25 protein-coding genes are annotated in these 25,591 nt (G+C 74.0%); 16 read left to right on the top strand and 9 right to left on the bottom strand.

Annotated elements, in window-relative coordinates; all coding sequences use genetic code 11:
* Positions 1–63 precede the first annotated feature (63 nt).
* Positions 64–2,115, top strand: coding sequence for a DUF4333 domain-containing protein (locus PSED_RS16530; protein ID WP_013675395.1), 2,052 nt, complete (start codon positions 64–66; stop codon positions 2,113–2,115).
* 335 nt (positions 2,116–2,450) lie between these two features.
* On the opposite strand, the gene PSED_RS16525 is transcribed toward PSED_RS16530, so the two are convergent.
* Entirely contained in the window at positions 2,451–3,389 is a 939-nt protein-coding gene (locus PSED_RS16525) for a 5'-3' exonuclease (protein ID WP_013675394.1), read from the bottom strand.
* Positions 3,390–3,626: 237 nt separating this feature from the next.
* On the opposite strand from PSED_RS16525, the gene PSED_RS16520 reads away from it, so the two are divergent.
* Positions 3,627–4,757 (top strand): M24 family metallopeptidase, encoded by a 1,131-nt coding sequence (locus tag PSED_RS16520; RefSeq protein WP_013675393.1) that lies wholly within the window; start codon positions 3,627–3,629, stop codon positions 4,755–4,757.
* A gap of 35 nt (positions 4,758–4,792) precedes the next feature.
* Here the strand turns inward: PSED_RS16520 and PSED_RS16515 are convergent, their stop codons facing one another.
* The gene (locus PSED_RS16515; protein ID WP_041759732.1) at positions 4,793–5,851 is read right to left on the bottom strand and encodes a GDSL-type esterase/lipase family protein; all 1,059 of its coding nucleotides are present in this window, start codon (positions 5,849–5,851) and stop codon (positions 4,793–4,795) included.
* A 222-nt stretch (positions 5,852–6,073) separates the two neighbouring features.
* Between PSED_RS16515 and PSED_RS16510 the strand changes: the two genes are divergently transcribed.
* The 5 genes from PSED_RS16510 (at position 6,074) to PSED_RS16490 (ending at position 11,391) form a co-directional block, all read left to right on the top strand.
* Positions 6,074–6,265: a PspC domain-containing protein gene (locus tag PSED_RS16510; protein WP_013675391.1), complete on the top strand. Its 192-nt coding sequence runs from the start codon at positions 6,074–6,076 to the stop codon at positions 6,263–6,265.
* A gap of 111 nt (positions 6,266–6,376) precedes the next feature.
* On the top strand, positions 6,377–7,942 hold the full coding sequence (locus PSED_RS16505; protein ID WP_143770503.1) for an amidohydrolase: 1,566 nt from the start codon (positions 6,377–6,379) through the stop codon (positions 7,940–7,942).
* 200 nt (positions 7,943–8,142) lie between these two features.
* Positions 8,143–8,949: a PIG-L deacetylase family protein gene (locus PSED_RS16500; RefSeq protein WP_013675389.1), complete on the top strand. Its 807-nt coding sequence runs from the start codon at positions 8,143–8,145 to the stop codon at positions 8,947–8,949.
* A 41-nt stretch (positions 8,950–8,990) separates the two neighbouring features.
* Positions 8,991–10,640, top strand: coding sequence for an apolipoprotein N-acyltransferase (lnt, locus tag PSED_RS16495; protein WP_013675388.1), 1,650 nt, complete (start codon positions 8,991–8,993; stop codon positions 10,638–10,640).
* A complete protein-coding gene (locus PSED_RS16490; RefSeq protein WP_013675387.1) occupies positions 10,633–11,391 on the top strand; it encodes a polyprenol monophosphomannose synthase in 759 nt (252 codons plus the stop codon). The genes lnt and PSED_RS16490 overlap by 8 nt, the downstream gene beginning before the upstream one ends.
* A gap of 100 nt (positions 11,392–11,491) precedes the next feature.
* Here the strand turns inward: PSED_RS16490 and PSED_RS16485 are convergent, their stop codons facing one another.
* The 4 genes from PSED_RS16485 to ligD form a co-directional block, all read right to left on the bottom strand.
* Positions 11,492–11,833: an RNA polymerase-binding protein RbpA gene (locus PSED_RS16485; protein ID WP_013675386.1), complete on the bottom strand. Its 342-nt coding sequence runs from the start codon at positions 11,831–11,833 to the stop codon at positions 11,492–11,494.
* A gap of 269 nt (positions 11,834–12,102) precedes the next feature.
* On the bottom strand, positions 12,103–13,443 hold the full coding sequence (locus PSED_RS16480) for an MFS transporter (RefSeq protein ID WP_013675385.1): 1,341 nt from the start codon (positions 13,441–13,443) through the stop codon (positions 12,103–12,105).
* 40 nt (positions 13,444–13,483) lie between these two features.
* Positions 13,484–14,293, bottom strand: coding sequence for a glycerophosphodiester phosphodiesterase family protein (locus PSED_RS16475; RefSeq protein ID WP_013675384.1), 810 nt, complete (start codon positions 14,291–14,293; stop codon positions 13,484–13,486).
* Between the two features lie 26 nt (positions 14,294–14,319).
* Entirely contained in the window at positions 14,320–16,257 is a 1,938-nt protein-coding gene (gene ligD, locus PSED_RS35515) for a non-homologous end-joining DNA ligase (RefSeq protein ID WP_202946379.1), read from the bottom strand.
* A gap of 81 nt (positions 16,258–16,338) precedes the next feature.
* On the opposite strand from ligD, the gene PSED_RS16460 reads away from it, so the two are divergent.
* The 8 genes from PSED_RS16460 (at position 16,339) to PSED_RS35320 (ending at position 22,425) form a co-directional block, all read left to right on the top strand.
* Positions 16,339–16,536, top strand: coding sequence for a (2Fe-2S)-binding protein (locus tag PSED_RS16460; RefSeq protein WP_013675382.1), 198 nt, complete (start codon positions 16,339–16,341; stop codon positions 16,534–16,536).
* 119 nt (positions 16,537–16,655) lie between these two features.
* The gene (gene bfr, locus PSED_RS16455) at positions 16,656–17,141 is read left to right on the top strand and encodes a bacterioferritin (RefSeq protein WP_013675381.1); all 486 of its coding nucleotides are present in this window, start codon (positions 16,656–16,658) and stop codon (positions 17,139–17,141) included.
* Between the two features lie 79 nt (positions 17,142–17,220).
* Positions 17,221–17,475 carry a DUF3072 domain-containing protein gene (locus PSED_RS35325; protein ID WP_013675380.1) on the top strand — a complete coding sequence of 85 codons (255 nt, stop codon included), beginning with the start codon at positions 17,221–17,223 and terminating at the stop codon, positions 17,473–17,475.
* Positions 17,476–17,539: 64 nt separating this feature from the next.
* On the top strand, positions 17,540–17,992 hold the full coding sequence (locus PSED_RS16445) for a helix-turn-helix transcriptional regulator (protein ID WP_013675379.1): 453 nt from the start codon (positions 17,540–17,542) through the stop codon (positions 17,990–17,992).
* Between the two features lie 5 nt (positions 17,993–17,997).
* The gene (locus PSED_RS16440) at positions 17,998–18,405 is read left to right on the top strand and encodes a VOC family protein (RefSeq protein WP_041761422.1); all 408 of its coding nucleotides are present in this window, start codon (positions 17,998–18,000) and stop codon (positions 18,403–18,405) included.
* A gap of 100 nt (positions 18,406–18,505) precedes the next feature.
* Positions 18,506–20,896 (top strand): ATP-binding cassette domain-containing protein, encoded by a 2,391-nt coding sequence (locus PSED_RS16435; protein WP_013675377.1) that lies wholly within the window; start codon positions 18,506–18,508, stop codon positions 20,894–20,896.
* 198 nt (positions 20,897–21,094) lie between these two features.
* Positions 21,095–22,306, top strand: a complete 1,212-nt coding sequence (locus tag PSED_RS16430) for a cytochrome P450 (RefSeq protein ID WP_013675376.1) — start codon at positions 21,095–21,097, stop codon at positions 22,304–22,306.
* Positions 22,303–22,425 carry a hypothetical protein gene (locus PSED_RS35320; protein WP_013675375.1) on the top strand — a complete coding sequence of 41 codons (123 nt, stop codon included), beginning with the start codon at positions 22,303–22,305 and terminating at the stop codon, positions 22,423–22,425. The genes PSED_RS16430 and PSED_RS35320 overlap by 4 nt, the downstream gene beginning before the upstream one ends.
* Positions 22,426–22,434: 9 nt before the next feature.
* Here PSED_RS35320 and PSED_RS16425 read toward each other — a convergent pair whose 3' ends face one another.
* Positions 22,435–23,178 carry an AraC family transcriptional regulator gene (locus PSED_RS16425; protein ID WP_013675374.1) on the bottom strand — a complete coding sequence of 248 codons (744 nt, stop codon included), beginning with the start codon at positions 23,176–23,178 and terminating at the stop codon, positions 22,435–22,437.
* 242 nt (positions 23,179–23,420) lie between these two features.
* Between PSED_RS16425 and PSED_RS16420 the strand changes: the two genes are divergently transcribed.
* Positions 23,421–24,137 (top strand): alpha/beta fold hydrolase, encoded by a 717-nt coding sequence (locus PSED_RS16420; RefSeq protein ID WP_013675373.1) that lies wholly within the window; start codon positions 23,421–23,423, stop codon positions 24,135–24,137.
* 69 nt (positions 24,138–24,206) lie between these two features.
* On the opposite strand, the gene PSED_RS16415 is transcribed toward PSED_RS16420, so the two are convergent.
* Positions 24,207–24,629: a DUF488 domain-containing protein gene (locus PSED_RS16415; protein WP_013675372.1), complete on the bottom strand. Its 423-nt coding sequence runs from the start codon at positions 24,627–24,629 to the stop codon at positions 24,207–24,209.
* Complete coding sequence (locus PSED_RS16410; RefSeq protein ID WP_013675371.1) at positions 24,626–25,528, bottom strand: slipin family protein; 903 nt, start codon at positions 25,526–25,528, stop codon at positions 24,626–24,628. Before PSED_RS16410 ends, PSED_RS16415 begins: the two co-directional genes overlap by 4 nt.
* Positions 25,529–25,591 lie beyond the last annotated feature (63 nt).

The following is a 25,591-nucleotide window of genomic DNA, read 5'->3' as shown; positions in this document are numbered from 1 at the left end:
CGCGCAGGTGTTCGGCGCGCGGACGGCTGCCCGACGGCGCAGTCGCAACGAGGAAGGTCTGCCATGAGCAACCCCCCGCACAGCGGCGACGACGCAGCGCGGGAGCGCGACGAGGCCGCCCGCGCCGCGGGCCCGCAGACGTCCTCGACCGACGCGTCGCAGACCGCGGGTTCGCAGACCGCGGGTTCGCAGACCGCGGGTTCGGAGGCCGCGGGTTCGGGGGCTCCTGGTTCGGGTGCTCCTGCCGGGGACTCGGACGCCGACGCGGGCGTCGACTCGCCGACGCTGCAGCAGGGCGTGCCGGCCGCGACGCCGTCGTCACCGGCCGACGTCGAGGCGACCGGCGAGACCGCGGCGCAGATCCCGGCGCAGGGCGGCGAAATCCTGCAGCCCGGAGCCTCCGCGCACCCGGGGGAGCCTGCGGCGGGATCGCCGCAGGCCGCGGTGCCACCGCAGGGCGCACCGGGACAGGCCGCCGCGCAGGCGCAGACGTGGGGCGCCCCGGCCGCGGACCAACCGGCGGCGCAGGCCCAGCCGCCGGCGCAGGGCCAGCCGCCGGCGCAGGGCCAGCCGCCGGCGCAGGGCCAGCCGCCGGCGCAGGGCCAGCCGCCGGCGCAGGGCCAGCCGCCGGCGCAGGGCCAGCCACAGGTTCAGGGCCAGGAGGCCGGTCCGTGGGGACAGCAGCAGCCGCCGACGCAGTGGGACCAGCAGCAGTGGGGGACGCAGCCGGGCTGGGGGCAGCAGCCGCCGCAGCAATGGTCCCCGCCGGCGCAGGACGCGCAGCCGGTGTGGGACCCGCAGCGCGGGCAATGGGTGCACCCGGCGTGGTTGCAGCAACAGCCCGCCCAGCCGTACCAGCAGCCCGCCCAGCCGTACCAGCAGCCCGGGACCGCTGCTCAGCAGCAGTACCCGCAGCAGAACCCGTACGCGCAGCCGGGCCAGTACCCGCAGCAGAACCCGCACCCGCAGGCAGGCCAGTACCCGCAGCAGGGGCAGTACGGGCAGCAAGGCGTCCCGACCGAACAGCAGACCGGCCAGCAGTGGGCTCAGCCACAGGCGGGAGGCTGGGCACAACCGGCTGCCGACCCGCAGCCGGCGACCGCGCCCGGTCGGACCGACACGAGCCCCGATCCGGCGACCACGTCCCCGGGGGCCGGCGAGAGCACGCCGGCCGCGTCGTCGGCACCGTCCGACCCGGGGTCGTCGTCGGGGGAGCAGGCCGGGACAACCGCGCAGTGGGGTCACGCGTCGGCCGACGCCGGCACCCAGTACGGCGGCGGTGCGTCACCGTGGGCGCCGGCGGCTGCGGCCGGGGGAGCCGCGGCGGCTGCGGCGGCCGACGGCGCGGACGACGCGACCGGCGCCCCGCCCGAACCGGCGGCCTCGTCGACCGACGGCGCCACGGGCGTCGACCGCGGCACGGGTGGCGAGAGCGGCCCGGGTGGCGAGAGCGGCGCGGGATTCGACAGCGCGGCGACGCAGCACCTGCCCTCGTCGGCAGCCGCACAGTGGGGGCAGCCGGCAGGGCACACCGGCGGCGAGCAGCCCACCGCCCAGTTCGCAGGCGGCGACCAGCAGTGGGGCGCCCAGCAGCAGGCGGCGTGGGGCGCCGCGCCCGGCCAGACCGACCCGTGGGCGCAGCAGAACCGACCGGGTGCCTGGGGAGCCGGTCAGGGCGAGGCCCCGCAGCAGGCCTGGTCGCAGGCGGGTGGCTCGGCCGCGGCGTGGGGCCAGCAGCCTCCGCAGCCGGGGCAGCAGTGGGGGCAGCAGCAGGGGGGCGGCACCGTCGAGACGCCACGCAAGCGGCGTGCGCTGCCCTGGATCCTCGTCGGTGCGCTGGTCGTCGTCGCCGCCGTCGCGGCGGTCCTGCTGTTCTGGAAGCCGGGCTTCGTCGTGACCCGCGTGTTCGACCAGACCGCGCTGCAGGCGGGCGTCGAGAAGGTGCTGACGACGGACTACGGCCACCAGGTCTCCGCCGTCAGTTGCCCCGCGAACCGCGAGGTCAAGAGCGGCGACACCTTCCAGTGCTCGGCGACCGTCGACGGCGAGCCGAACACGCAGGTCCCGATCCACGTGACCAGCAGCGAGGGGAACTACGAGGTCGGGCGGGTCTGACCGCCGGCGCCGCCCGCAACTGACCGCGGGCCCCGGGCCCGCGGGGAGCCCACGCGTGCGGCCCCCTGGGCCCACGAGCGCTGCCCGGTGCCGCGGGCGCAGGCGGGAGCTGCCGGGCGCGCCCGGGCGGCGTGGCGTGGTTCGTGCCGTGACGCAGGTCCGAGGGCCCGGGACTCCGGCGTCTGGATGTCCGGGCTGTCGACCGGCTGGCGGCTGTGACGCCGTGCAACGGCCGGCTGCCGAGGGCACGGCTGTGAACCGGCCGGGCCGCGGCGGGCGGCGCCGACCCCGAAGTCTCATCCCGGTGGGCCGCCGCGTGGGCCCGGCGCGACCCGTCAGCGGGCCAAAGCCGCCACCAGCCGATCGACGGACCCGGCCAGCCCCCACGTCGACGCCAGCTCCGCCAGTCGGGCCGGGTCGGCCGGTGCGCTCGGCAGCGTGTCGTCGCGGTCGAGCTCGACCGGCGCGTCCAGCGCGACCCGCACGACCGGCTCCACGACCGCCAGGTACGGCTTGGCCGCGGCCAGCTTCGACCGCACCGGCGGGCTCAGCCGCTTGTCCCCGGGGTCGTCGACCGCGTTGCGCAACTGGTCCCACGACTCGAACCGGCTGACGAGGGTCGCCGCCGTCTTCGCCCCCACCCCCGGCACGCCGGGCAACCCGTCGGACGGGTCGCCGCGCAGCATCGCCATCTCCGCGTAGGCCTCGCCCGCGCGGTCGACAGGGACGCCGTACTTCTCCGCGACCTCCTTCGGGCCGAGGGTCTCCGCCTTCGCGAGCCCACGCCCGACGTAGATCAGCCGGACCGGCGTCGGCTCCTCCCGCACGACCTGCATCAGGTCGCGGTCACCGCTCACGACCGACACCGCGTCGGTCCGCTCGCGCCCCGCGAGGGTGCCGATGACGTCGTCGGCCTCGTGGCCCACCGCACCGCCGGTGGCGATCCCCGCCGCGGCGAGCACCTCCAGCAGGATCGGGACCTGCGGCGCGAGCGTGTCGGGGACCTCCTCGGGGACGCCGTAGGGCACCGTGTCGCGCTCCGTGCCCGCGACCCGGTGCGCCTTGTACGAGGGCAGTGCGTCCACCCGGAACCTCGGCCGCCAGTCGAGGTCGAGGCACGCGACGAGACGGGTCGGGCGGCGCTCGGCGACCAGCCGGGCGACCATGTCGGTGAACCCGCGCACGGCGTTGACGGGTGTGCCGTCGGGGGCCGTGATCGACTCCGGCACGCCGTAATAGGCGCGGAAGTACATGCTCGCGGCGTCGAGGAGCATCAGCGTCGGTGGCGGCGTCACCCAGGCAGCTTGCCAGGCAGCCCGCCCGCGCCGCGCGCGACCGGCCGGACGCACCGGCGCCGGTGCAGCCGGGCCGGGGCCACGGACACATCGCCGACCGAACCGGCACGGCACACAGCAACACCGGCACCCGGCAACACCGGCACCCGGGCGCCGCGTCACGACCCACGGCCCGGCTCTGGTCCGCTCCGGGCCACCCCGGCATAGTCTGCGGGCATGACTCCGGCCGTACCCACCGAGCTGCTCGCCGACCGGCTCCGCCGCGCCGGCGAGGTCGCCGCCGAGCAGGGCGTCGACCTGCTGCTGATCACTCCCGGAACCGACCTGCGCTACCTGATCGGGGCCGGCGGCGAGTCCCACGAGCGGCTCACGTGCCTGGTCGTGCCCGCGGCCGGGCACCGCGCGCCGCCCGCGATCGTCGTGCCGCGTCTCGAGGCCCCCGGCTACGACGGGCTCCCGCTCGCGGACCTGGGCGTCGACGTCGTCACCTGGACAGATGGCGAGGACCCCTACCTGCTGGTCAGCGACCTGGCGGGCGGACCGACGCGGATCGCGGTCGCCGACACCATGCCCGCGGTGCACGTGTTCGGGGTCCGCGACGCGCTGCCCGACGTCACCCAGCGGCTCGCGGGACCCGTGATCCGCGAGCTGCGGATGCGCAAGGACGCCGCCGAGGTCGCGCAGTTGCGCGACGCCGGGGCCGCCATCGACCGGGTGCACGCCCGGATGGCGGAGTTTCTGAAGCCCGGCCGGACCGAGGCCGCGATCGGTGCGGACATCGCCGCGGCGATCGTCGAGGAGGGCCACTCCAGCGCGGCGTTCGTCATCGTCGGATCGGGGCCCAACGGCGCGAGCCCGCACCACGACGTGTCGGACCGGGTCGTCGAGCGCGGCGACGTCGTCGTCATCGACATCGGCGGCCCGCTGCCCGGCGGCTACTACTCCGACTCGACCCGCACCTACGCGGTGGGCACCGCACCGTCGGCCGAGATCGCCGAGACCTATGCGGTGCTGCAGGACGCCCAGGAGCGTTCCGTCGCCGCCGTGAAGCCCGGCGTGACCGCCGAGGAGGTCGACGCCGCCGCCCGTGAGCCGATCACCGCCGCCGGGTTCGGGGAGAAGTTCGTGCACCGCACCGGCCACGGCATCGGGCTCGACGTGCACGAGGACCCCTACATCGTCGGCGGGAACTCGCTGCCGCTCGAACCGGGTATGGCGTTCAGCGTCGAGCCCGGCATCTACGTCGACGGCGTGTGGGGCGCGCGGATCGAGGACATCGTCGTGGTCACCCAGGGCGGTTGCGAGCGGCTCAACGCCCGCCCGCGCGACCTGGTCGTGCTCGACTAAATGGCACGCCCCGGCCCCGGCCGGGACGGGCGCGCTCACGCCGTCACCGCCGGGACACTCGGGTGCAGCGTGCCGTCGGCCGTCGCGAGGCACACCGCCCGCGGCGCGCCGCCGCGCACGAACTCGCCCAGGCAACGTCCGATCTCCGCGTGCCCGGCGGCGCGGGGATGGAACGACTCCTGGAACAGGTGCCGGCCCGGCGCGTCGAGCCGGTCGTCGACGAGGGCACGCGCGTCGACGGTGAGCCGCCGCTGCCACTCCTCGGCCGGCGAGCTGCGGCTGCAGGCCTCCCGGCCCTCGGTGGCCCGGGACAGGTCGAGGAACCGGGCCCCGGCGCGGGCGGCGATCGGGGCGAGGGCCGCCGACAGCCGGGGGAACGCGACGGTCCGTGTCCAGCCCGCGTCGGGCCGGCTGAACGGGCAGCCGCGGGCGCCGTGCAGGGCATCCATCCGCTCGGTGACGGGTGAGCCGTAGGACAGCAGCACGAGCACGTAGTCGGCCTCGGTGTACCCGGCGCCGCGCATCGCCGCCCGCACGTCGGCGACCGCGCCCTCCACCTCCGGGACCATCGCCGCGACCCGCGCCTCCCACTTCCCGCCCACGGTCTCGCGGCACGGCCCGACCGTCGGGTCGACGAACGTCCGGATGCACGCCACGGCGACGTCGCCGAGCGCGGGGGCGTCGTTCGCGCCGACCTGCAGCGTCACCGTCCGCACCCGCTGCGTCGCGGCGAGCGCGGCCAGCCGGGCGGCCTGCGAGCCCTCGGTGTGGTGTGCGCCGGACCCGAACCGCACGTCCCGCGACGCCGCGCCCGAGCACGCCAGGTTCACCGACCGCTCGCCCAGTCCGGCGTGGTGCACGTAGGCGGCGGGGGAGCGGTGGCACCAGTCGCCGGCCTCCCCGCGGGTGCCGGGCTCGTAGTCGCCCGCGCCCTCGCCGGAGGCGGCGCTGTCGCCGAGCGCGACGACGGTCGAGGGTCCGGCCGGCGGTCCGGTACCCGGGGCGGCCGCCGCGGCCCGGCCGGCGAGGAGCACCCCGAGCACCGGCACGACGAGCAGTACGGCGAGCGTCGCGCCGCGTGGAAAGTTGATCACGTCCGGGGACGCTAACGCCGGGGACACCGTCGTCGGGGACGCCGACGCCGGTCTGTGGACACCCCGGTCACTTGTGGACAACCGCCTCGTCACCAGCCCGACCCCGAGCCGCGGGCCGGAGGTCCGGGGCAGGATCGGGGGCTTCCCCGAGGCCCCGGGCATCCCAGCGGGGCATCGTGGACGTCAGCGGCGAGAGACGCCGCACCTGGAAGGAGCCAGCCCGTGACGACCACCACCCTGACCCGCCCGGAGAACGGCCGGATGATCGCGGGAGTGTGCGCCGGACTCGCCGAACGGTTCGGCTGGAACGTGGGCACCGTCCGGCTGCTGTTCCTGCTGTCGTGCCTGCTGCCCGGGCCGCAGTTCGTCATCTACCTCGTGCTCTGGGTCCTCATCCCGCGCCGCGGCTGGTGAGAACCCGGTGGGCGGCTGCCGGGCCGCTCGTGCGCGGCTCGTGAGCCGTCCGTGCCGGCGCCGGTGGGGGCGGGCGCCGGCACCGGGGCACCCGTCGGGTAGACCTGGCGGGTGCCCCGCACCCTGCTCGTCGGCGTCCGGATCCTCGATCCGGGAGGCGCTGCCGTGGCCGGTCCGGCCGCGGTGGAGATCGACGGCGACGCCGTCACCTGGGTCGGGCCGGCGGCCGCGGCCGCCGCGCGCGCCCCCGGGGCGCAGGTCCTCGACCTCGACGGCACCACCCTCACCCCGACGTTCGTCGACGCCCACGTCCACGCCACCTCGTCGGGGCTGCTGATCGACGGGCTCGACCTCGGCGGCTCCCGCAGCGCCGAGGACTGCCTCGACGCCGTCGCCGGCTTCGCCCGCACCCACCCCGACGGCGTCATCTGGGGCCACGGCTGGGCCCAGGACGACTGGGTCGATCCCACGCCGCCGGGCCGGGCCGCGCTCGACCGCGCCACGGGCGGGCGGCCCGCGTACCTCACCCGGGTCGACGTCCACTCCGCGCTGGTGTCCTCGGCGCTGGTCGACCGGGCCCGCGACGCGGTCGGTGCCGCCGGCTGGTCGGCGGCCGGCCCGCTGACGGCCGAGGCACACCATCTCGTGCGGCGCGCGGCGCTCGGTGCGGTGACCCGCGACCAGCGCGACCGGGCCCAGCGGGCCTTCCTCGGCGCCGCGGCGCGGGCCGGTGTCGGCACCGTCCACGAGTGCGCCGGACCGCTCGTCTCCGGCCGCGAGGACCTCGCCGCGCTGCTCGTCCTGGACACCGGCGTCGACGTCGTCGGGTACTGGGGCGAGGCCGTCGACACCGCGCGGGACGCTCGCGCCCTGCTGGCCGCCACGGGCGCACGGGGACTGGCGGGGGACCTGTTCGTCGACGGGTCGATCGGCTCGCGGACCGCCGCGCTGCGGACGCCCTACACCGACGCGCCCGAGCACTGCGGACGCACCTATCTCACGCCGGAGGCCGTGACCGCCCACCTGGTCGCCTGCTCGACGGCCGGCGTGCAGGCCGGATTCCACGTCATCGGCGACGCCGCGGCCGACATCGTGTTCGACGCGCTCGCCGCCGCGGCACGGGCGGTGCCCGTCGAGATGGTGCGCGACGCCCGGCACCGCCTCGAACACCTGGAGATGCCCGACGCCGCGCGGCTCGGCCTGCTGGCGGAGCTCGGCGTCGTGGCGAGCGTGCAGCCCGCGTTCGACGCGGCGTGGGGCGGCCCCGCCGGCCTCTACTCGGCCCGGCTGGGTGCCGAGCGCGCGGCCCGGATGAACCCGTTCGCCGCGTTCGCGGCCGCGGGGGTGACGCTGGCGTTCGGCTCGGACTCGCCGGTCACCCCGCTCGACCCGTGGGGAGGGGTCCGTGCCGCGGTGGACCACGGCACGCCGGGGTACGGCGTCGACCCGGCGACGGCCCTCGCCGCGCACGTCACCGGCGGCCATCACGCCGCCCGCAGCACCGACCCGCTGGCGGGCCGGATCATCGCGGGCGCGCCGGCCGGCTACGCGGTGTGGGACGGCGATCCGCTCGCGGGCGCCGCGACGTGCCTGCGCACCGTCGTCCGCGGCCGGCTCCTGCACGACGCACACGGCCACGGCCGAGGACCCGGCGGACTCGCCGCCGCCGGGGGCTGACCTCACCCGCGCAGAAGTGGGGTGTGCCCCACTCCGGGGGCGCCGGGCGCTCTGGCATCATTCTTCCCGTGAACACGTGGACCAGCACCCGCCCCCAGGGCGTCTGCTGTCCGGGCTGTTGTCGCTGTCTCTGTCACAGCTGACCCCCGGACCAGTCCACCCTGCCGCCACCGCGGCACCTCACACCCTGCGAGCCTGCGATGATCCGCACCCCCGACCTCACCGGTCACACCGTTCTCGCCCTGCACGCCCACCCCGACGACGAGTCGATCTTCACCGGCATCACGCTGCGGCGCCTCGCCGACGCCGGCGCCCGCGTCGTGCTCGTCATGGCCACCAACGGCGACATGGGCGAGTCCCGGACCCCGCTGGGCGCAGGCGAGACCGTCGCCCGCCGCCGCGTCACCGAGCTCGAGGAGTCCGCCGCGCTGCTCGGGGTCGACCGCCTCGTGCTGCTCGGCCGCCGCGACTCCGGGCTGCCGGGCTGGGCCAGCGGCCGCCACCCGCTCGCGCTCGCGGCCGCCGAGCCGCTCGCGCTGGCCTCGCGCGTCGCCGAGGTGGCCGACGCCGAGGGTGCCGACACCCTGATCTACGACGACGAGTCCGGCATCTACGGCCACCCCGACCACCGGATGGCGCACACCGTCGGCGCCATCGCCGCCGAGCTCACCGGCGCCACCGGCTACCGGATGACCGTCGACCGCGAGCACCTGCACCTCGCCGCCCCCGACGGTCACCTGGTCCACGGCGCCGCGCGCTCCGCGCAGGTCGGCTTCGGTCGCACCACGGCCGAGATCACCCTCGCCGTCACCGGCGACCAGCGGCACCTCGACATCAAGCGCGCGGCGATCGCCGCGCACTCGTCGCAGATCGGTCCCGAGCACCTGCCGGCCGACCTCGCGCCCGCCTACGGCTACGAGTGGTTCGTCCGCAGCGGCCGCCCGGGCGTGCTCGACGCCCTCGGCAACGCCCACCTGCTCGCCGGCACGATGGCCGCGGCGGCCTGACCTCATCCGGACCCCATCACCGCGGGCCGTAGGCTCTGCGGGTGGCCGCACCCACCCTCGACGCCGGGACGGCACCCGAGCAGCCGACGCCGGCACGCGGACCCGCTCGCGCGGCGCTGCTGCTGCGGCTCGTCGTCGCCGCCGGGGCCGGCGCCCTGCTGTACGCGAGCTTCCCGCCGCGGACGGTGTGGTGGCTCGCCCCGATCGCGTTCGCCCTGCTGGGTGCCGTTCTGCGAGGCCGCCGGGCCCGGGCCGGGTTCGTGCTGGGCCTGGTGTTCGGTCTCGGTTTCCTGCTGCCGCTGCTGCACTGGACGGGGGGCTACGTCGGGGCGCTGCCGTGGGTCGCGCTGTCCGTCGCCGAGGCCGTCTTCATGGGAGCGGCCGCGGCGGGGATGGCCCGGGTTTCGCTGCTGCCGGCCGGGCCGCTCTGGGCGGCGGCGGTGTGGATCGCGGGCGAGGCCGTGCGCAGCCGGGTGCCGTTCGGCGGGTTCCCATGGGGGCGGATCGGGTTCGGCCAGCCCGACAGCCCGCTGCTGCCGGTCGCGTCGGTCGGCGGTGTGACCCTCCTCGGCTTCGTGACGGTCCTCGGGGGCCTCGCCATCGCCGACATCGCCCGCAGGCTCTCCGAACCCGGACGGCAACGGACCGCGGTGTGGCCGGCGTTGCTGCTCGTACTGGCGATCGCCTCCGGGCCGCTCGCGCTGCTGGCACCGGTCACCCGCACCGCCCCCGACACGACGACGACCATCGCCGCGGTCCAGGGCAACGTGCCGCGGCTGGGCCTGGACTTCAACTCGCAGCGGCGCGCCGTCCTCGACAACCACGTCCGGGTCACCGAGCAGTTGGCCGCCGACGTCGCCGCGGGCCGCCAACCGCAGCCCGACATCGTGGTGTGGCCGGAGAACTCCAGCGACATCGACCCGTTGCAGAACCCGGACGCGGCACTCGAGATCGACCAGGCGGCCGCCGCGATCAAGGCCCCGATCCTCGTCGGGGCGGTGCTGGTCAACCCCGACGGCCGGACGACCTCGAACTCCGCCCTGGTGTGGCAGCCGGGGCTGGGCGTCGTCGAGCGCACCGACAAGCGCCGGGTGATGCCGTTCGGCGAGTACATGCCGTGGCGCTCGTTCTTCCGGCTGTTCTCCTCCTACGTCGACCGCGCCGGGAACTTCGTGCCGGGGCAGGGCAACGGCGTGGTCGACATGGCAGGGGTGCAGGTGGGCGTCGCGATCTGCTGGGAGATCGCGTTCGACGACCTCGTCGACGACAGCGTCGAGGCGGGCGCGACGGTGCTCGCCGTCCCCAGCAACAACGCGACGTTCGGCCTCTCGGAGATGACGTTCCAGCAGCTGGCGATGTCGCGGGTGCGGGCGGTCGAGCACGACCGCTCGGTCATCGTGGCGACGACGTCGGGGGTCTCGGCGACGATCACGCCGAGCGGCACGGTCACGGCGTCGACCGGGCAGTTCGTGCCGGGCGTGCTGGTCGATCGAACCGACCTGAGGTCCACGACTACGCTGGCCACCCGGCTGCGGTCGGTGCCCGAGTGGACACTGACCGCCGTGGGCGTACTGGCGATCGGCGCCGCGGTGTTCCTCGCGCGGCGCCGTCGCCCGTTCGTGGCCGGCAGCACAGTGGCGGGAGAGCCGCACGACGCGGCCCCCGAGGCAGGAGAGGACGGACATGGCTGAGCCCGCGGGGCCGGTGCTCGTGGTGATCCCGACGTACCAGGAACGGGAGAACCTCGCCCCGATCGTGAAGCGGGTGCACGCGTCGGTCCCGGAGGCCGATGTGCTCGTCGTCGACGACGGCAGCCCCGACGGCACCGGCGAGCTGGCCGACGAGCTGGCCGCCGCCGACGAGCGCATCCGGGTGTTGCACCGCACCGAGAAGGCAGGCCTCGGCGCCGCCTACGTGGCCGGGTTCTCGCTGGCACTCGAAGGCCCGTACCAGGTGGTCGTCGAGATGGACGCCGACGGCTCGCACGCCCCCGAGGACCTGCCCGAGCTGCTGGAGGCCCTGGAGTCCGACGGCGGCGCCGACCTCGTGCTGGGCTCGCGCTACGTGCCGGGCGGGCGGGTGGTCAACTGGCCGGCGCACCGCCAGCTGCTCTCGCGCGGCGCCAACCTGTACGCACGGCTCGCCCTGGGCGCGCCCGTCAAGGACATCACCGGCGGGTTCCGCGCGTTCCGGCGCCAGGTCCTGGAGGACCTCGACATCACGACGGTCGCCTCGACCGGCTACTGCTTCCAGGTCGACATGGCGTGGCGCGCGCAGCAGGCGGGCTTCCGGATCCGCGAGGTGCCGATCACCTTCACCGAGCGCGAGCTGGGGGCGTCGAAGATGAGCGTCGAGGTGATGGCCGAGGCGCTGTGGCGGATCGCGGGCTGGGGCGTGTCGCACCGGCTGCGCCACGTCCGCCGCGCGCTGGCCCGCGCCTGACCCGGGCCGGACACGGAAACGCCGGAGCCGGGCCCCACGGGAGGTGGCCCGGCTCCGGCGTCACGCGGCGTCCGGTTCCTGCGACAGCCGCGGTACTACATCAGGCGATCTCGGCCCGCCGCTCGCGCAGCAGCTCGAGCCGCTCGGAGAGCAGCTCCTCGAGCTCACCCAGGGAACGGCGCTCGAGGAGCATGTCCCAGTGGGTGCGCGGCGGCTTCGACTTCTTCTGCTCGGGCTCGGCCCCATCGACCCGCTTACCGAGGCCACCCTGGGGGGACTCCCAGGTGGCGGGGGCCTCCGCGTCGTTGGCGAAGGGCACCTCGAACTCGTGACCGTTCGGCGACACATAGCGGACGATCTGCCGCGGCGCGAGATCGTGGTTGCGGTCGGTCTCGTAGCTGACGGCCCCGAGCCGGCTGCCACGGAGCACGCGGTCGGCCATGCGTCATCCTCCCGTCCTCAGCCGAGGGACTGCGTCCCTCGACGTTTGCGTACCTGCCACACGGTGTAACGTCGCCGGTACAGGCGTCATTCCCATTCGAGGGGCGCCCGACCAGGTGTCGGTCAATGTCGACCGTCGCCCGATGCGTGGCGCCCGACACGAGAGTGTTCACCATCCAGGCCTCTGACACACGTGGTTGTGACGCGTCAGCTACTTGTGACTTGACTCACCGCCGTTCTGTCACTTGTTCACACAGCCGAAAAGTCGCGTTACGCGTCGGCCGTCTCGGGCTCCGGGCGCTGGGCTCCGGTCCGCTCGGGCGGGTGCACCTTCCACATCGCGAGCAGGCCCGCGAGCAGCACGACGAGGATGCCGACGATGCCCGCGCGGTCGGAACCGAACCAGAACGTGAACGCGCCGACCAGCGTCGGCGCGAGGAACGAGACCGCGCGACCCGTCGTCGCGTAGAGGCCGAAGAGCTGGGCCTCGCGACCGGGCGGGGCCAGCAGCGCCATGTAGGTCCGGGCCGACGCCTGCGCCGGTCCGACGAACAGGCACAGCGCGAGCCCGAAGATCCAGAACATCGTCGGACCCGAGACCAGGCCGAGTGTCGTCCCGAAGACCAGCAGCCCGATGAGCGACCCGATGACGACGGCCTTCGGGCCGACCCGGTCGTCGATCCAGCCCGCGGTCAGGGCACCGATCGCCGACACGATGTTCGCCGCGACGCCGAAGATCAGCACGTCGCCCGGGTCGATGCCGTAGACCGTCACCGCCAGGACCGCGCCGAAGGTGAAGATCGCGGCGAGCCCGTCGCGGAACAACGCGCTGGCACCGAGGAAGTAGACGGTGTGCGGCGCGTGCCGGTACAGGTCGCGCAGGTCCAGGAACAGCCGCCTGTACGAGGCCACGACACCGAGCCGCACCTCGCGCGCCCGCGCCGGCGGCTCGGGGACGGTGAGGAACAGCGGGATCGCGAACAGCGCGAACCACGCGGCCGAGACGAGCGCGACGACCCGGATGTTGAGCCCGCCCCCGGTGCCGACGCCGAGCGCGCCGCCCTCGCCCGCGATCAGCCCGACGTAGACCAGCAGCAGGAGCACGATCCCGCCGAAGTAGCCCATCGACCAGCCGAACCCGGAGACCCGTCCGATGGTCGCCGGGGTGGAGACCTGGCGCAGCAGCGCGTTGTAGGACACCGACGCGAGCTCGAAGCACACCGAGCCGATCGACAGCAGGACCAGGCCGAGCCACAGGTAGTGGTAGTCGTCGCGGACGGCGAACATGGCCGCCATGGACGCGACCGTCACCGCCGTCCAGATACCCACCGACACCTTGCGCCGGCCGCCGTCGGCACGCTGTCCGATGACGGGGGCGAGCAGGGCGATGAACAGCCCGGAGATCCCCAACGACCAGCCCAGCCAGCTGTTCGCGCTGATCGATCCCGGCAGGTCCTTGCCGACGGAGTCGGTCAGGTAGACGGAGAAGACGAAGGTGAGGATCACCGCGTTGAACGCCGCGGACCCGGAGTCCCACAGCCCCCACGCCAGCACCCGGCGACGGGGCACCCGGACCGGCGCGGGCGGTTCCAGCGGGGCGGCGGTGCTCACGCGCGCAGCGTAGCGGCGCGACCGCCCGTGAGGTCCGGTTTCAGGCCGCCCACACGCCGCGGTCCTGCAGGACGTCGCGCAGCACGTCGGGACGGTCGGACAGCAGTCCGTCGACGCCCATGTCCAGCAGCTCGCCCATCTCGTCGGCGTCGTCGACCGTCCACACGTGCACCTCGCGATCGGCGGCGTGGGCGATCGCGAGCAGCGCGGCGTCGACGACGGTGAGCGCGCCGAACCGGCGGGGCAGCTGCGCGAGCCCGCCGACGACCGGCGGCAGCACCGGCATTCTGGCGAGCAGCGACAACGGGTCGGGCAGCGCGCCCAGCCAGGCCCGGCCGCGCAACCCGAACGCCGACAGCTGCGCCATCGACGTCAGCAGCTTGTCGCCGGCGGCGATCCTGGCCCGGCGCAGCCAGCGCTCGTCGAACGAGCCGAGGCAGACCCGGTGCCACGCGTCGGCCCGGTCGAGGACGTCGAGCGTGGGCAGCACCGCGGCCGCGGACTTGATCTCGATCGTGACCCGGGTCGTCGGCGGGAGCTCGGCGAGGACCCGGTCCAGTCGCGGCACCGGCTCCCGGCCCCCGACGCGGGCGCGGGCGATCTCGGCGGCCGGCAGCTCCGCGAGCAGCCCCGCCCCGTCGGTCGTGCGGTCCAGGGAGCGGTCGTGGTGGACCATGACGACGCCGTCGGCGCTGGCGTGCACGTCCATCTCGAGATAGCCGAACCCCTCGTCGACGGCACGGTGGAACGCCGCCAGCGTGTTCTCGCAGCCCGTCAGGTCGCCCAGGTGCCAGCCGCGGTGGGCGTACGCGCGGGGGAACGGCCCGTCGAAGTAGGGGTGACGCGTCACGACGTCAGCCTGCCAGCTCGGACCGATCAGCCGCGACGAGGAAGGCGTGGCCGTTCGGTGAACAGCAGCGGCGCCATCAGGTCACCGTGCTCGGCGATGCGCCCGGGCAGGTCGTCGAGGGTGAACACCAGGTCGTCGACGGTGCGGCAGGCCCGGACCTCGTCCCAGGTCACCGGCGTCGCGACGGTGGGGCGGGGCCGGCCGCGCAGTGAGTAGCTCGCGATCGTCGTCTTCGCGGGGTTGTTCTGGCTCCAGTCGACGAAGACCTTGCCGCGGCGGCGCGCCTTCGCCATCACGTCCGTGACCGTGCGGGGCGACTCCCCGGCCACCGTCGCAGCGATGTCGCGGGCGTACTCGGCGGTCCGCTCGGCCCGCGAGACGGTGACGGGCACGTACAGCTGCAGGCCCTTGCTGCCGCTGGTGCGCGGGTGGGCGCTGAGCCCGTCGGCGGCGAGCAGGTCGGCGATGCGCTCGGCGACGCGGCAGCAGTCGACGACGTTCGCCCCCTCGCCCGGGTCGAGGTCGAACACGACGAGGTCGGGCAGGCCGCGGCCGCCGCGCGGACCGACGCGCCACTGCGGGACGTGCAGCTCCAGCGCCGCGAGGTTCGCCGCCCACGCCAGGCCCTCGGCGTCGTCGAGCAGCGGGAAGTCGGCGGACTCCGACCGCCCGCCCGGCGTGCCGACGCGCGCGGTCCGGATCCAGCCCGGCGCGTGCCGGGAGACGTCCTTCTCGAAGAACGACGGCTTCTCGACGCCGTCGGGCCAGCGCACCATCGTGACGGGCCGGTCGCGCAGGTGCGGCAGCATCACCTCGGCGACGGCCAGGTAGTGGCCGAGGACCTGCGCCTTGGTCGTCCCGGTGAGCGGGTAGAGCACCTTGTCGGGGTTGGTCAGCCGCGCGCGGCCGACACCGTCGCGCCGCCCCGGCCGCGCGGCCGTCGCGGGGCGGTCCCGGCGGGCGGCGGGTGCGGGCGCCGTCGTCGCCACCTCGATCCAGTCGTCGCTGCGCCTGCCGGGCCGGTAGGGGGAGTCACCGCGCTTCGCGACGACGAACGGCAGGCCCTGCTCGGCGGCGGCGTCGACGACCGCCTGCCCGGCGTCGCGGTAGGCCGGGGCCGGGCGCCACGCGGGGCCGACGAGCTCGAGGCCCTCCAGCAGCGCCAGCCGGTCGGCGAACGGGACGTCGAGGGTGTCGCGCCCGTCGAGGTGCAGCAGGTCGCCGATCCAGAGCACGGCGTCGCGACGTGGGTTGCCGACGAGCTCCGCGTCGAGCAGCAGCGGGGTGGCCCCGACCGTCGGCCCGAACGCCCGCAGCGCCGGCACCTCCAGCTCGGCCCCGTCGGCGTCGGTGAACCGCGCGCGGCCGCCGTCGACCCGCACGACGACGCGTTCGCCGCCGAACCCGACCTGCAGCCACCAGCCGTCGCCGAGGGGGAGCGGACCGGGGGTGGCGAGCATCGGCAGCGTGTCGCGCGGCAGCGGGTCGCGCGCGGTGCCGGGATCCGAGCGCCGCAGGATCCAGCCGTCGCGACGCTCGCGGTCGCTGCGCACGAACACGAACCGGCCGCGGGCGCGCTGGCCCTGCAGGACGACGGCCACCTCCCGCGCCGACCACTTCTCGGTCCGGTAGGTCCCGGCGTCCCAGATCGTCATCGTGCCGGCGCCGTACTCGCCCGCCGGGATCTCGCCGGAGAAGTCGAGGTACTCCATCGGATGGTCCTCGGTGCGCACGGCGAGCCGGACCGTCTCCGTGTCGACCGGCAGGCCCTTCGGCACCGCCCACGAGACCAGCACGCCGTCGCGCTCCAGCCGGACGTCCCAGTGCAGCGCGCTCGCGTGGTGCTCCTGCACGACGAACCGGCCGCCGTCGTGGTCGGACCCGTCGGCCGCCGGATCGGTGTCGGGCACGGGCTCCGGGGTGCGCGACCGGTCGCGCTTGCGGCGGTACTCCTCCAGCGGCACGAGCGTCAGGCTAAGAGCCTTGTGTGACGGCGATCCGAATGCGAACATAGGCTTGCCTGACCGTCGCAAAGGATCACCTTCATGTATGTGTGTATCTGCGCAGCCGTCACCGAGACGGAGCTGCGGACGTGCATCGACAGCGGTGCGCGCACCGTCGACGAGGTCGGCGACGCCTGCGGTGCCGGCACCGGCTGCGGCGGGTGCGTCGACACGGTCGACGTCTTCCTGGCCGCCACGAGGTGCCCGTCGCACATCGCCGGTCTGCCGATGACGGCCTAGCAACGGTCGGAGAACCCGGCGAAGTTCGGAAAGGTGACCGAAATACAAGGTCAGCCTATGTTCTGGGTAGCCGGTCCTGCACGCTTCGTGTGATCGCGTGAACCACTAGCCTCACCCCCATGCGAGGCGACCCAGAGATCATTTCCCTGCTCAACGAGCAGCTCACGAGCGAGCTCACGGCCATCAACCAGTACTTCCTGCACGCGAAGATGCAGCAGAACTGGGGTCTCACGAAGCTCGCGTCGTACACGCGCGCCGAGTCGATCGACGAGATGCGGCACGCCGAGAAGATCACCGACCGGATCCTGTTCCTGGAGGGTCTGCCGAACTACCAGCGGCTCTTCCAGCTGCGGGTCGGCCAGACCGTCCGCGAGCAGCTGCAGTCCGACCTGGCGATCGAGCTCGAGGTGGTGGAACGCCTCCGCCCGGGCATCGCGCTGTGCCGGTCCAAGGGCGACATCACGACGGCGAACATCTTCGAGGAGATCCTCGCCGACGAGGAGCACCACATCGACTACATCGAGACCAACCTCGAGCTGATGGACAAGCTGGGCGAGCAGCTCTACCTCGCCCAGCTCGTCGACCAGCCGCCGACGCCGGGCTGATCCGGCCGGTCCTCGCGACCGTCGCCCGTCGGCACCACGCCGGCGGGCGACGCGGCACGTTCGAAGGTATGTTCGAACGATGAGCGACCGAACCCGCACCGAGACCGCCACCGGGACGACCACCACCGGGACCACCGCCGCCGGCCCGGCCGCGAAGGACCCCGACGAGTGGGCCACCGGCGACGAGCCGATCACCGGCCCGCAGCTGTCGTACCTGGAGACGTTGCTGCAGCAGGCCGGCCGGGAGCGCACCGACGACCTGGCCTCGCTGAGCAAGGCCGAGGCGTCGAAGCGCATCGACGAGCTGCAGGCGGTCACCGGCCGCGGCCGCTGACCGCCCGGCGCCGCGGACGCTTCGCACGGGCGGATCGTCGGCTTCGCGTGGCACGATCACATCCGTGACCGGCAGCCGCCCCACCGAGCCACAGCACCTGCAGGACCTCGTCCGGCTCCGTCGCGTCCGCGACCGCATCGACCGCGAGTACGCCCAGCCGCTCGACGTCGAGGCCCTGGCCCGCGGCGTGCACATGTCGGCGGGTCACCTCAGCCGCGGCTTCCGCGCGGCCTACGGCGAGTCCCCGTACTCCTACCTGATGACCCGCCGGATCGAGCGCGCGATGGCGCTGCTGCGCCGCGGAGACATGAGCGTCACGGAGGTGTGCTTCGCCGTCGGCTGCGCGTCGCTGGGCACGTTCAGCACCCGGTTCACCGAGCTCGTCGGTATGCCGCCGAGCGTCTACCGGCGCAGCCAGGCCGATGCCACGGCGGGAATGGTCCCGTGCGTCTCCAAGCAGGTCACCAGACCGGTCAGGAATCGAGAAGCGCCGGCTGCGGGCGCGCCCCTAGCGTGACCGGCATGGACATCACCATTCACTCCAGCTTCCTCCCGCACGACGACCCCGAGGCCGCGCTGGCCTTCTACCGCGACGCACTCGGGTTCGAGGTGCGCCTCGACGTCGGGTACGACGGCATGCGCTGGATCACCGTCGGGCCGGTCGGCCAGTCGACATCGATCGTGCTGTACCCGCCGCAGGCCAACCCCGGGCTGACCGACGACGAGAAGCGCACGATCGAGGAGATGATGGCCAAGGGCACCTTCGGGAGCGTGCTGCTGGCCACCAAGGACCTCGACAGCACGTTCGAGAAGGTGCAGGCGACCGACGCCGAGGTCGTCCAGGAGCCCACCGAGCAGCCCTACGGCGTGCGCGACTGCGCGTTCCGCGATCCCGCGGGCAACATGGTCCGGATCCAGGAGCTGCGCTGATCCCCGCGGCTCGCGTCCGACCACCGCGCGACCCCGCCGGCCCCTCGCCGACGGGGGTCGCGCCGCACGGCCGCGCCCCGTCACACCCGAGGGAGACACGATGAGCACCGCCACGCGACCGGGCACGACGACGCCCTCGCAGCACGCCGCCGACAGTCACGACCTCATCCGGGTCCACGGAGCGCGGGTCAACAACCTCAAGAACGTCAGCGTCGAGCTCCCCAAGCGCCGGCTGACGGTGTTCACGGGCGTCTCGGGCTCCGGGAAGAGCTCGCTGGTCTTCCACACGATCGCCGCCGAGTCCCAGCGGATGATCAACGAGACCTACAGTGCGTTCGTGCAGGGGTTCATGCCGACGCTCGCGCGCCCCGACGTCGACGTCCTGGACGGGCTCACCACGGCGATCATCGTCGACCAGCAGCGGATGGGCACCGACCCGCGCTCCACCGTCGGCACGGCCACCGATGCCAACGCCTTGCTGCGCATCCTGTTCAGCCGCCTCGGCGCCCCGCACATCGGCTCACCGCAGGCGTTCTCGTTCAACGTGGCCTCGATCAGCGGCGCGGGTGCCGTCACGATCGAGAAGGCGGGTCGCACGGTCAAGGAGCGCCGGGAGTTCAGCATCACCGGCGGCATGTGCCCGCGCTGCGAGGGCCGCGGGTCGATCAACGACATCGACCTCACCGCGCTCTACGACGAGACCAAGTCGCTCAACGAGGGCGCGGTCATGATCCCCGGCTACAGCATGGAGGGCTGGTACGGCCGCATCTTCCGCGGCTGCGGGTTCTTCGACGCCGACAAGCCGGTCGCGAAGTTCACCAAGCGCGAGCTCGCCGACCTGCTCTACAAGGAGCCCACCAAGATCAAGGTCGACGGCATCAACCTCACCTACTCGGGGCTCGTCCCGTCGATCCAGAAGTCCTATTTGTCCAAGGACATCGACGCGCTGCAGCCGCACATCCGTGCCTTCGTCGAGCGCGTCGCCACGTTCACGACCTGCCCGGAGTGCGACGGGTCCCGCCTTTCCGAGGCCGCCCGCTCCTCGAAGATCAAGGGCATCTCGATCGCCGACGCCTGCCGGATGCAGATCAGCGACCTCGCCGAGTGGGTCCGCGACCTCGACGAGCCGTCGGTCGCCCCGCTGCTGACGACGCTGCGCCACACCCTGGACTCCTTCGTCGACATCGGGCTCGGATACCTGTCGCTGGAGCGCCCGTCGGGCACCCTCTCCGGCGGCGAGGCCCAGCGCACCAAGATGATCCGGCATCTCGGCTCGTCGCTGACCGACGTCACCTACGTCTTCGACGAGCCCACGATCGGCCTGCACCCGCACGACATCGCGCGCATGAACGACCTACTGCTCCAGCTGCGCGACAAGGGCAACACGGTGCTGGTCGTCGAGCACAAGCCGGAGGCGATCGCGATCGCCGACCACGTCGTCGACCTCGGGCCGCTCGCGGGGAGTGCCGGTGGCGAGGTGGTGTTCGAGGGCAGCGTCGAGGAGCTGCGGGCCAGCGGCACGCTCACCGGACGCCACCTCGACGACCGTGCGACGCTCAAACCGTCGGTGCGGTCGTCGACGGGCGCCATCGAGGTCCGGGGCGCCACCACGCACAACCTGCAGGGTGTCGACGTCGACATCCCGACGGGCGTGCTCGTCGTCGTGACGGGTGTGGCGGGCTCGGGCAAGAGCTCGCTGATCCATGGCTCGGTCGTCGGTCGCGAGGGTGTCGTCGCGATCGACCAGGGCGCCATCCGCGGCTCGCGGCGCAGCAACCCGGCCACCTACACGGGCCTGCTGGAGCCGATCCGCAAGGCGTTCGCCAAGGCCAACGGGGTGAAGCCCGCGCTGTTCAGCGCCAACTCCGAAGGTGCCTGCCCGAACTGCAACGGCAACGGCGTCATCTACACCGACCTGGCGATGATGGCCGGCGTCGCGACGACCTGTGAGGTCTGCGAGGGCAAGCGCTTCGACGCCGCCGTGCTCGAGTACCACCTGGCCGGCAAGGACATCAGCGAGGTGCTCGCGATGTCGGTGGCCGAGGCGGTCGAGTTCTTCGCCGCGGGCGACGGGAAGGTTCCGGCCGCGCACCGGATCCTCGCGCGGCTCGCCGATGTGGGCCTGGGCTACCTGCGGATCGGGCAGCCGCTCACGACCCTGTCCGGCGGTGAGCGGCAGCGCCTCAAGCTGGCGACGCACATGGGGGAGAAGGGCGGCGTCTACGTCCTCGACGAGCCGACGACCGGCCTGCACCTCGCCGACGTCGAGCAGCTGCTCGGGCTGCTCGACCGGCTCGTCGACGACGGCAAGTCGGTGATCGTCATCGAGCACCACCAGGCCGTCATGGCGCACGCCGACTGGATCATCGACCTCGGTCCCGGTGCGGGCCACGACGGCGGCCGGGTCGTCTTCGAGGGCACCCCGGCCGATCTCGTCGCCGCCCGGTCGACCCTCACCGGCGAGCACCTGGCGGCCTACGTCGGCGCCTGAGCACCGGGAGTCAGGTCAGGACACCCGACCACGCTGAGCACGGTCCCGGGGCTCCGGTGCAGCGCCACCGGACCGCCGACGACCAGCGGGCCGACGAAGGAGGGCGGAACATGTTCATCGACCGCTCGACTTTCCGGCAGATGGAAGGGGCGGTCCGCACGGCCGCCGGAGACCGCACGATGCCCACTGGAGGCGACCATGCCCATCGCCGATCTGCCCACGGCGGACGTCCCCGTCCTCGACGACGACCCGTTCGACCTCGACGTCCTCCTCGATCCCTACGACTTCCACCGCCGGCTCCGCGACGCCGGGGGCGTGGTCCGCCTGTCCCGCTACGGGATCTACGCGTCGGGCCGGTTCGCCGAGGTCGACGCCGCGCTACGGGACTGGGCGTCGTTCGTCTCCGGCCGCGGCGCCGGGATGAGCGACTTCGCGCGCGAGAAGCCCTGGCGGCCGCCGAGCCTGCTGCTGGAGGCCGACCCACCGGACCACACGGTCGTGCGCAAGGCCATGAACGGTGTGCTGTCGCCCCGCTCGGTCCGCGCGTTGCGCGAATCCTTCCGTGCGCCGGCCGAGCAGCTCGTCGAGCAGCTGGTGGAGCGAGGCACCTTCGACGCCGTCACCGACCTCGCGTCCGTCTACCCGCTGCAGGTCTTTCCCGACGCGGTCGGGTTGGGCCCGGACGGGCGGGAGAACCTGCTGCCCTACGGCGGTCTCGCGTTCAACGCGTTCGGCCCGGACAACGAGCTGCGCCGCGCGGCCCTGGAGTCGGCGGCACCGGTGCAGGCGTGGGTGCTCGAGCAGTGCCGGCGGGAGAATCTCGCACCCGGTGGGCTCGGTGCGCGGATCTGGGAGGCCGCCGACCGCGGTGAGATCAGCCACGACCAGGCGCCGCTGTTGGTCCGATCGCTGCTGACCGCCGGGCTCGACACCACCGTCCACGGGCTCGGCAACACGCTCTACGCGTTGAGCAGGCACCGCGAGCAGTGGCGGCTCCTGCACGACGACCCGGCGCGCGCCAAGTTCGTCTTCGACGAGGCGCTGCGCTGGGAGTCGCCGGTGCAGACGTTCTTCCGGACCACGGTGCGGCCCACCGAGTTCGCCGGGACGACGATCCCCGAAGAGACGAAGGTCCTGCTGTTCCTCGGCGCCGCCAACCGCGATCCGCGGCGCTGGGGCCCGGACTCGGACAGCTTCGACATCGCCCGGCACGCGGCAGGCCACGTCGCGTTCGGTATGGGCGTGCACCGATGCGTGGGGCAACTGGTGGCCCGGCTGGAGGCCGAGCTGGTGATCGAGGCGCTGGCGCGGCGGGTGCGCACGCTCGAGCCCGCAGGGGACCCGGTTCCGACGCCGAACAACACCCTCAAGGGCTGGGCACGCGTGCCTGTCGCGGTGTCACCGGCGTGACCCCCCGCGCCGCCGGCCGGCGGGACCGGGCCGAGGAGGGCGGCGCGCTCGTCGACAAGCTCGACAAGGCAGCCGAGGCCGACCGCGCCCCGGGCCGCACCGGGCTCGACCGTTCCTGACGGGCGCCGTCAGCCGCCCCGGTGGCCCGTCCGGTAGCGGCCGGGGGTGGTTCCGACGACGCCCGTGAACGCGGCGATGAAGCTGCTGGGGTTCGACCAGCCGCAGGCGTGGGCGATGTGGTTGATGTCGTGGCCCTCGGCGAGCAGCACCAGGGCGTGGTGGACACGCAGCTGCGTGCGCCATTCGTAGAAGGTCATTCCCAGCTCGGAGCGGAACAGCCTGCTGAGGGTGCGACCGCCCGCCCCGACCGCCCTCCCCAGCTCGGCCAGCGTGGCGTCGTCCGACGGCGTCGCGTGCAGTATCCGGGCGACGGCGCGGAGCCGGTCGTCGTGCGGCTCCGGGAGGTGCAAGGGCTGCTCGTGCGAGTCACTCAGCTCGTCGACGAGGACCCGGAGGAGGCGGGCGCGCGCGGCGCGGCTGCGTCCACCGGGCGCGGTGCCGTCGAGGGCAGCACCGGCGCCGGCGGCGCCGGCGGCGCCGGCCTCGTGCGGACCGGTCAGGGCGAGCACGACCTCGCGGGCGAGACCGGAGGCGGCGAAGACGGCGGGCCGGTCCGGCACGAGCCGGGCCAAGGCGGGGGAGAGGAAGAGGATCCGCATGTCGGTGTCGCCGTGGGCGCGGTGCCGGTGGGCGGATCCGGCCGGGGTCCAGGCGATCCGGTTGGCGGGCACGATCGACGTGCCGCGCTCCGTGTGCACCGCGAGGACGCCGACGGCGGCGTAGACCAGATGCCCCCGTGCGTGGGATGCCACCGTGCTCGCACCGCCGGACGGCCAGAGATGCCGGCCACCCGACGGCCACACGTGCGACGTCGCAGCGGTCGACCGGGGTTGGCGGCGAACAGGCATCGGTTGGCAATGTAGCGGTGGGCCGCCACCCCGTCGTCGGCCGAGACTGCGTCCGTGCGGTGCAGCCCGCGGTCGCGCAGCGGCCTCGCTGCACGGCGTGGCATCGCGGCAGCCGTCCCGATGCCGTCACGACACAGGAGACACGCATGGCGACGTTCGTGCTCGTGCCCGGCGCCTGGAAGGGCTCGTGGTCGTACGAGGCGGTGGTCCCGCTGCTGGAGCGCGCGGGCCACACCGTCCACGCACTGACCCTGACCGGTCTGCGGCCCGACGACGACGGCCCCACGGTCGCGGCCGCCAACCTCGACACGCACGCCGACGACGTGGTGCGGCACCTCGATCGTCACGACATGACCGACGCGACGCTCGTCGGCCACAGCTACGCCGGCATGGTGATCGCCGCGGCCGCCGACCGTGCGGGCGGGCGAATCGCACGTCTTGTGCACCTCGACGCCTACGTCCCGCACGACGGCGAGTCGTGCTGGTCGTCGACCAACGACCACTTCCGGGAGCTGTTCGCCGACGGCGCCGGCGGCACCGGCTACACCGTGCGTCCGCCGGGCGGCGGCGACCCCCGCCGCCGTCCCCATCCGCTCGGCTCGTTCCTGCAGCGGGTCCGGCTCACGGGCGCGCACACCCAGGTGCCCCGTCGCGAGTTCGTCTACTGCGCGGGATGGGAGGACCCGACGCCGTTCGCCGAGCTCCGCGCCCGGCTCGGGGCCGATCCGGGGTGGCAGGTGCACGACCTTCCGACCGGCCACGACGCGATGCACGAGGCCCCCGAGGCGGTGGCGGCGCTGCTCATCGGGGGCGAGACGGCAACGGAGCTCCACGATCTCGTCCGGCAACGGCACCCGGCGTGACGGATGCCGGACAACCGGCGCGTCCGACCCCGGACCGTCCCGCCGGCCCCGGGAACGGGTGCCGGCCGGTCAGCCCGGTGCCCCGCCGCAGTCGGCGAGGACCTCGGCCAGGACCGTCGCCTGGCTCGTCGGGAGGTCCTTGCTCGCGGTCAGCAGTGTCACCGGACCGCGCGCGGCGACCTCGGCCAGGTGTCGCAGCGCGCGGCGCTGGTCCCCGGTGGTGAGCTCGGCGCGGTAGCGGCGCCGGAACTCGGCGAACTTCGCCGGGTCGTGGCCGTACCAACGGCGCAGGCCGGTCGACGGGGCGACGTCGCGGCACCATTCGTCGAGCCGGGCGTCGGCCCTGCCCAGGCCCCGGGGCCAGAGCCGGTCGACCAGCACGCGTGCGCCGTCGTGCTCGGTCGGCGGATCGTAGACGCGGCGCGTCCGGACCTGCGCCGGCCTGCGCAGCCGCCCGCCTTCGTTCTCCCAGGCCAGTTCAGCCGGCGTCACGGCACGGCCCGGTCCTCGGCGTTCCCGGACTCGGCCGGGAACGCCGACTGGGGCTGGCGCGACGAGACGGCCTTCAACGTCGCCTCGAGACCCGTCGCCGGGTCTGCGCCCCGACCGTCGGCAGGACCGGCGGTGGCGGCGTCGGCCGGGGTCGACCGTTCGAGAAACCGCAACAGCTCCACCGGGAACGGGAGGACCAGCGTGGAGTTCTTCTCCGCCGCCACCTCGACGACGGTCTGCAGCAGCCGCAGCTGCAGCGCGGCCGGGTGCGTGGTCATCACCTCGGCGGCCTCGGCGAGCTGGCGCGAGGCCTGCAGCTCGCCCTCGGCCGTGATCACCCGGGAGCGCCGCTCGCGTTCGGCCTCGGCCTGCCGGGACATCGACCGCTTCATCGACTCCGGCAGGACCACGTCCTTGATCTCCACGCGGTCGATGTGCACACCCCACCCGACCGCCGGATTGTCGATCATCAGTTCGAGGCCCTGGTTGAGCCGCTCCCTGTTCGACAGCAGGTCGTCCAGCTCGCTCTTGCCGATGATCGATCGCAGCGACGCCTGCGCCACCTGCAAGATCGCCGAGCTGTAGTCCTGCACGTCGACAGCCACCCGCATCGGGTCGACCACCCGGTAGTAGACGACGGCGTCGACCCGGACGGTGACGTTGTCGGAGGTGATGCCGTCCTGCGCGGGGATGGGCAGCGTGACCACCTGCAGGTTGACCTTCTGCAGGCGATCGGCGACCGGGACGAGGAGCGCGATCCCCGGGCCCAGCGGTTGCGGACGCACCCGGCCGAACCGGAAGACCACCCCCCGCTCGAACTCCTGCACCACCCGCACGCTCGTCGAGACGCCCAGCAGACACAGTGCTCCCACCGCGAGCACGATCCAGAGAACGACCATCAGATGCCTCCGATCAGGAGATTCGATGCCGCCCCGGGCGCGGCCGGGCGCCGGCACAGCCGG

This window comes from Pseudonocardia benzenivorans CB1190 (genome assembly GCF_000196675.2).
Lineage (GTDB): Bacteria > Actinomycetota > Actinomycetes > Mycobacteriales > Pseudonocardiaceae > Pseudonocardia > Pseudonocardia benzenivorans.
The sequence above is the reverse complement of the archived record's forward strand: the minus strand, read 5'-3'. Positions and strand labels throughout refer to the sequence as shown.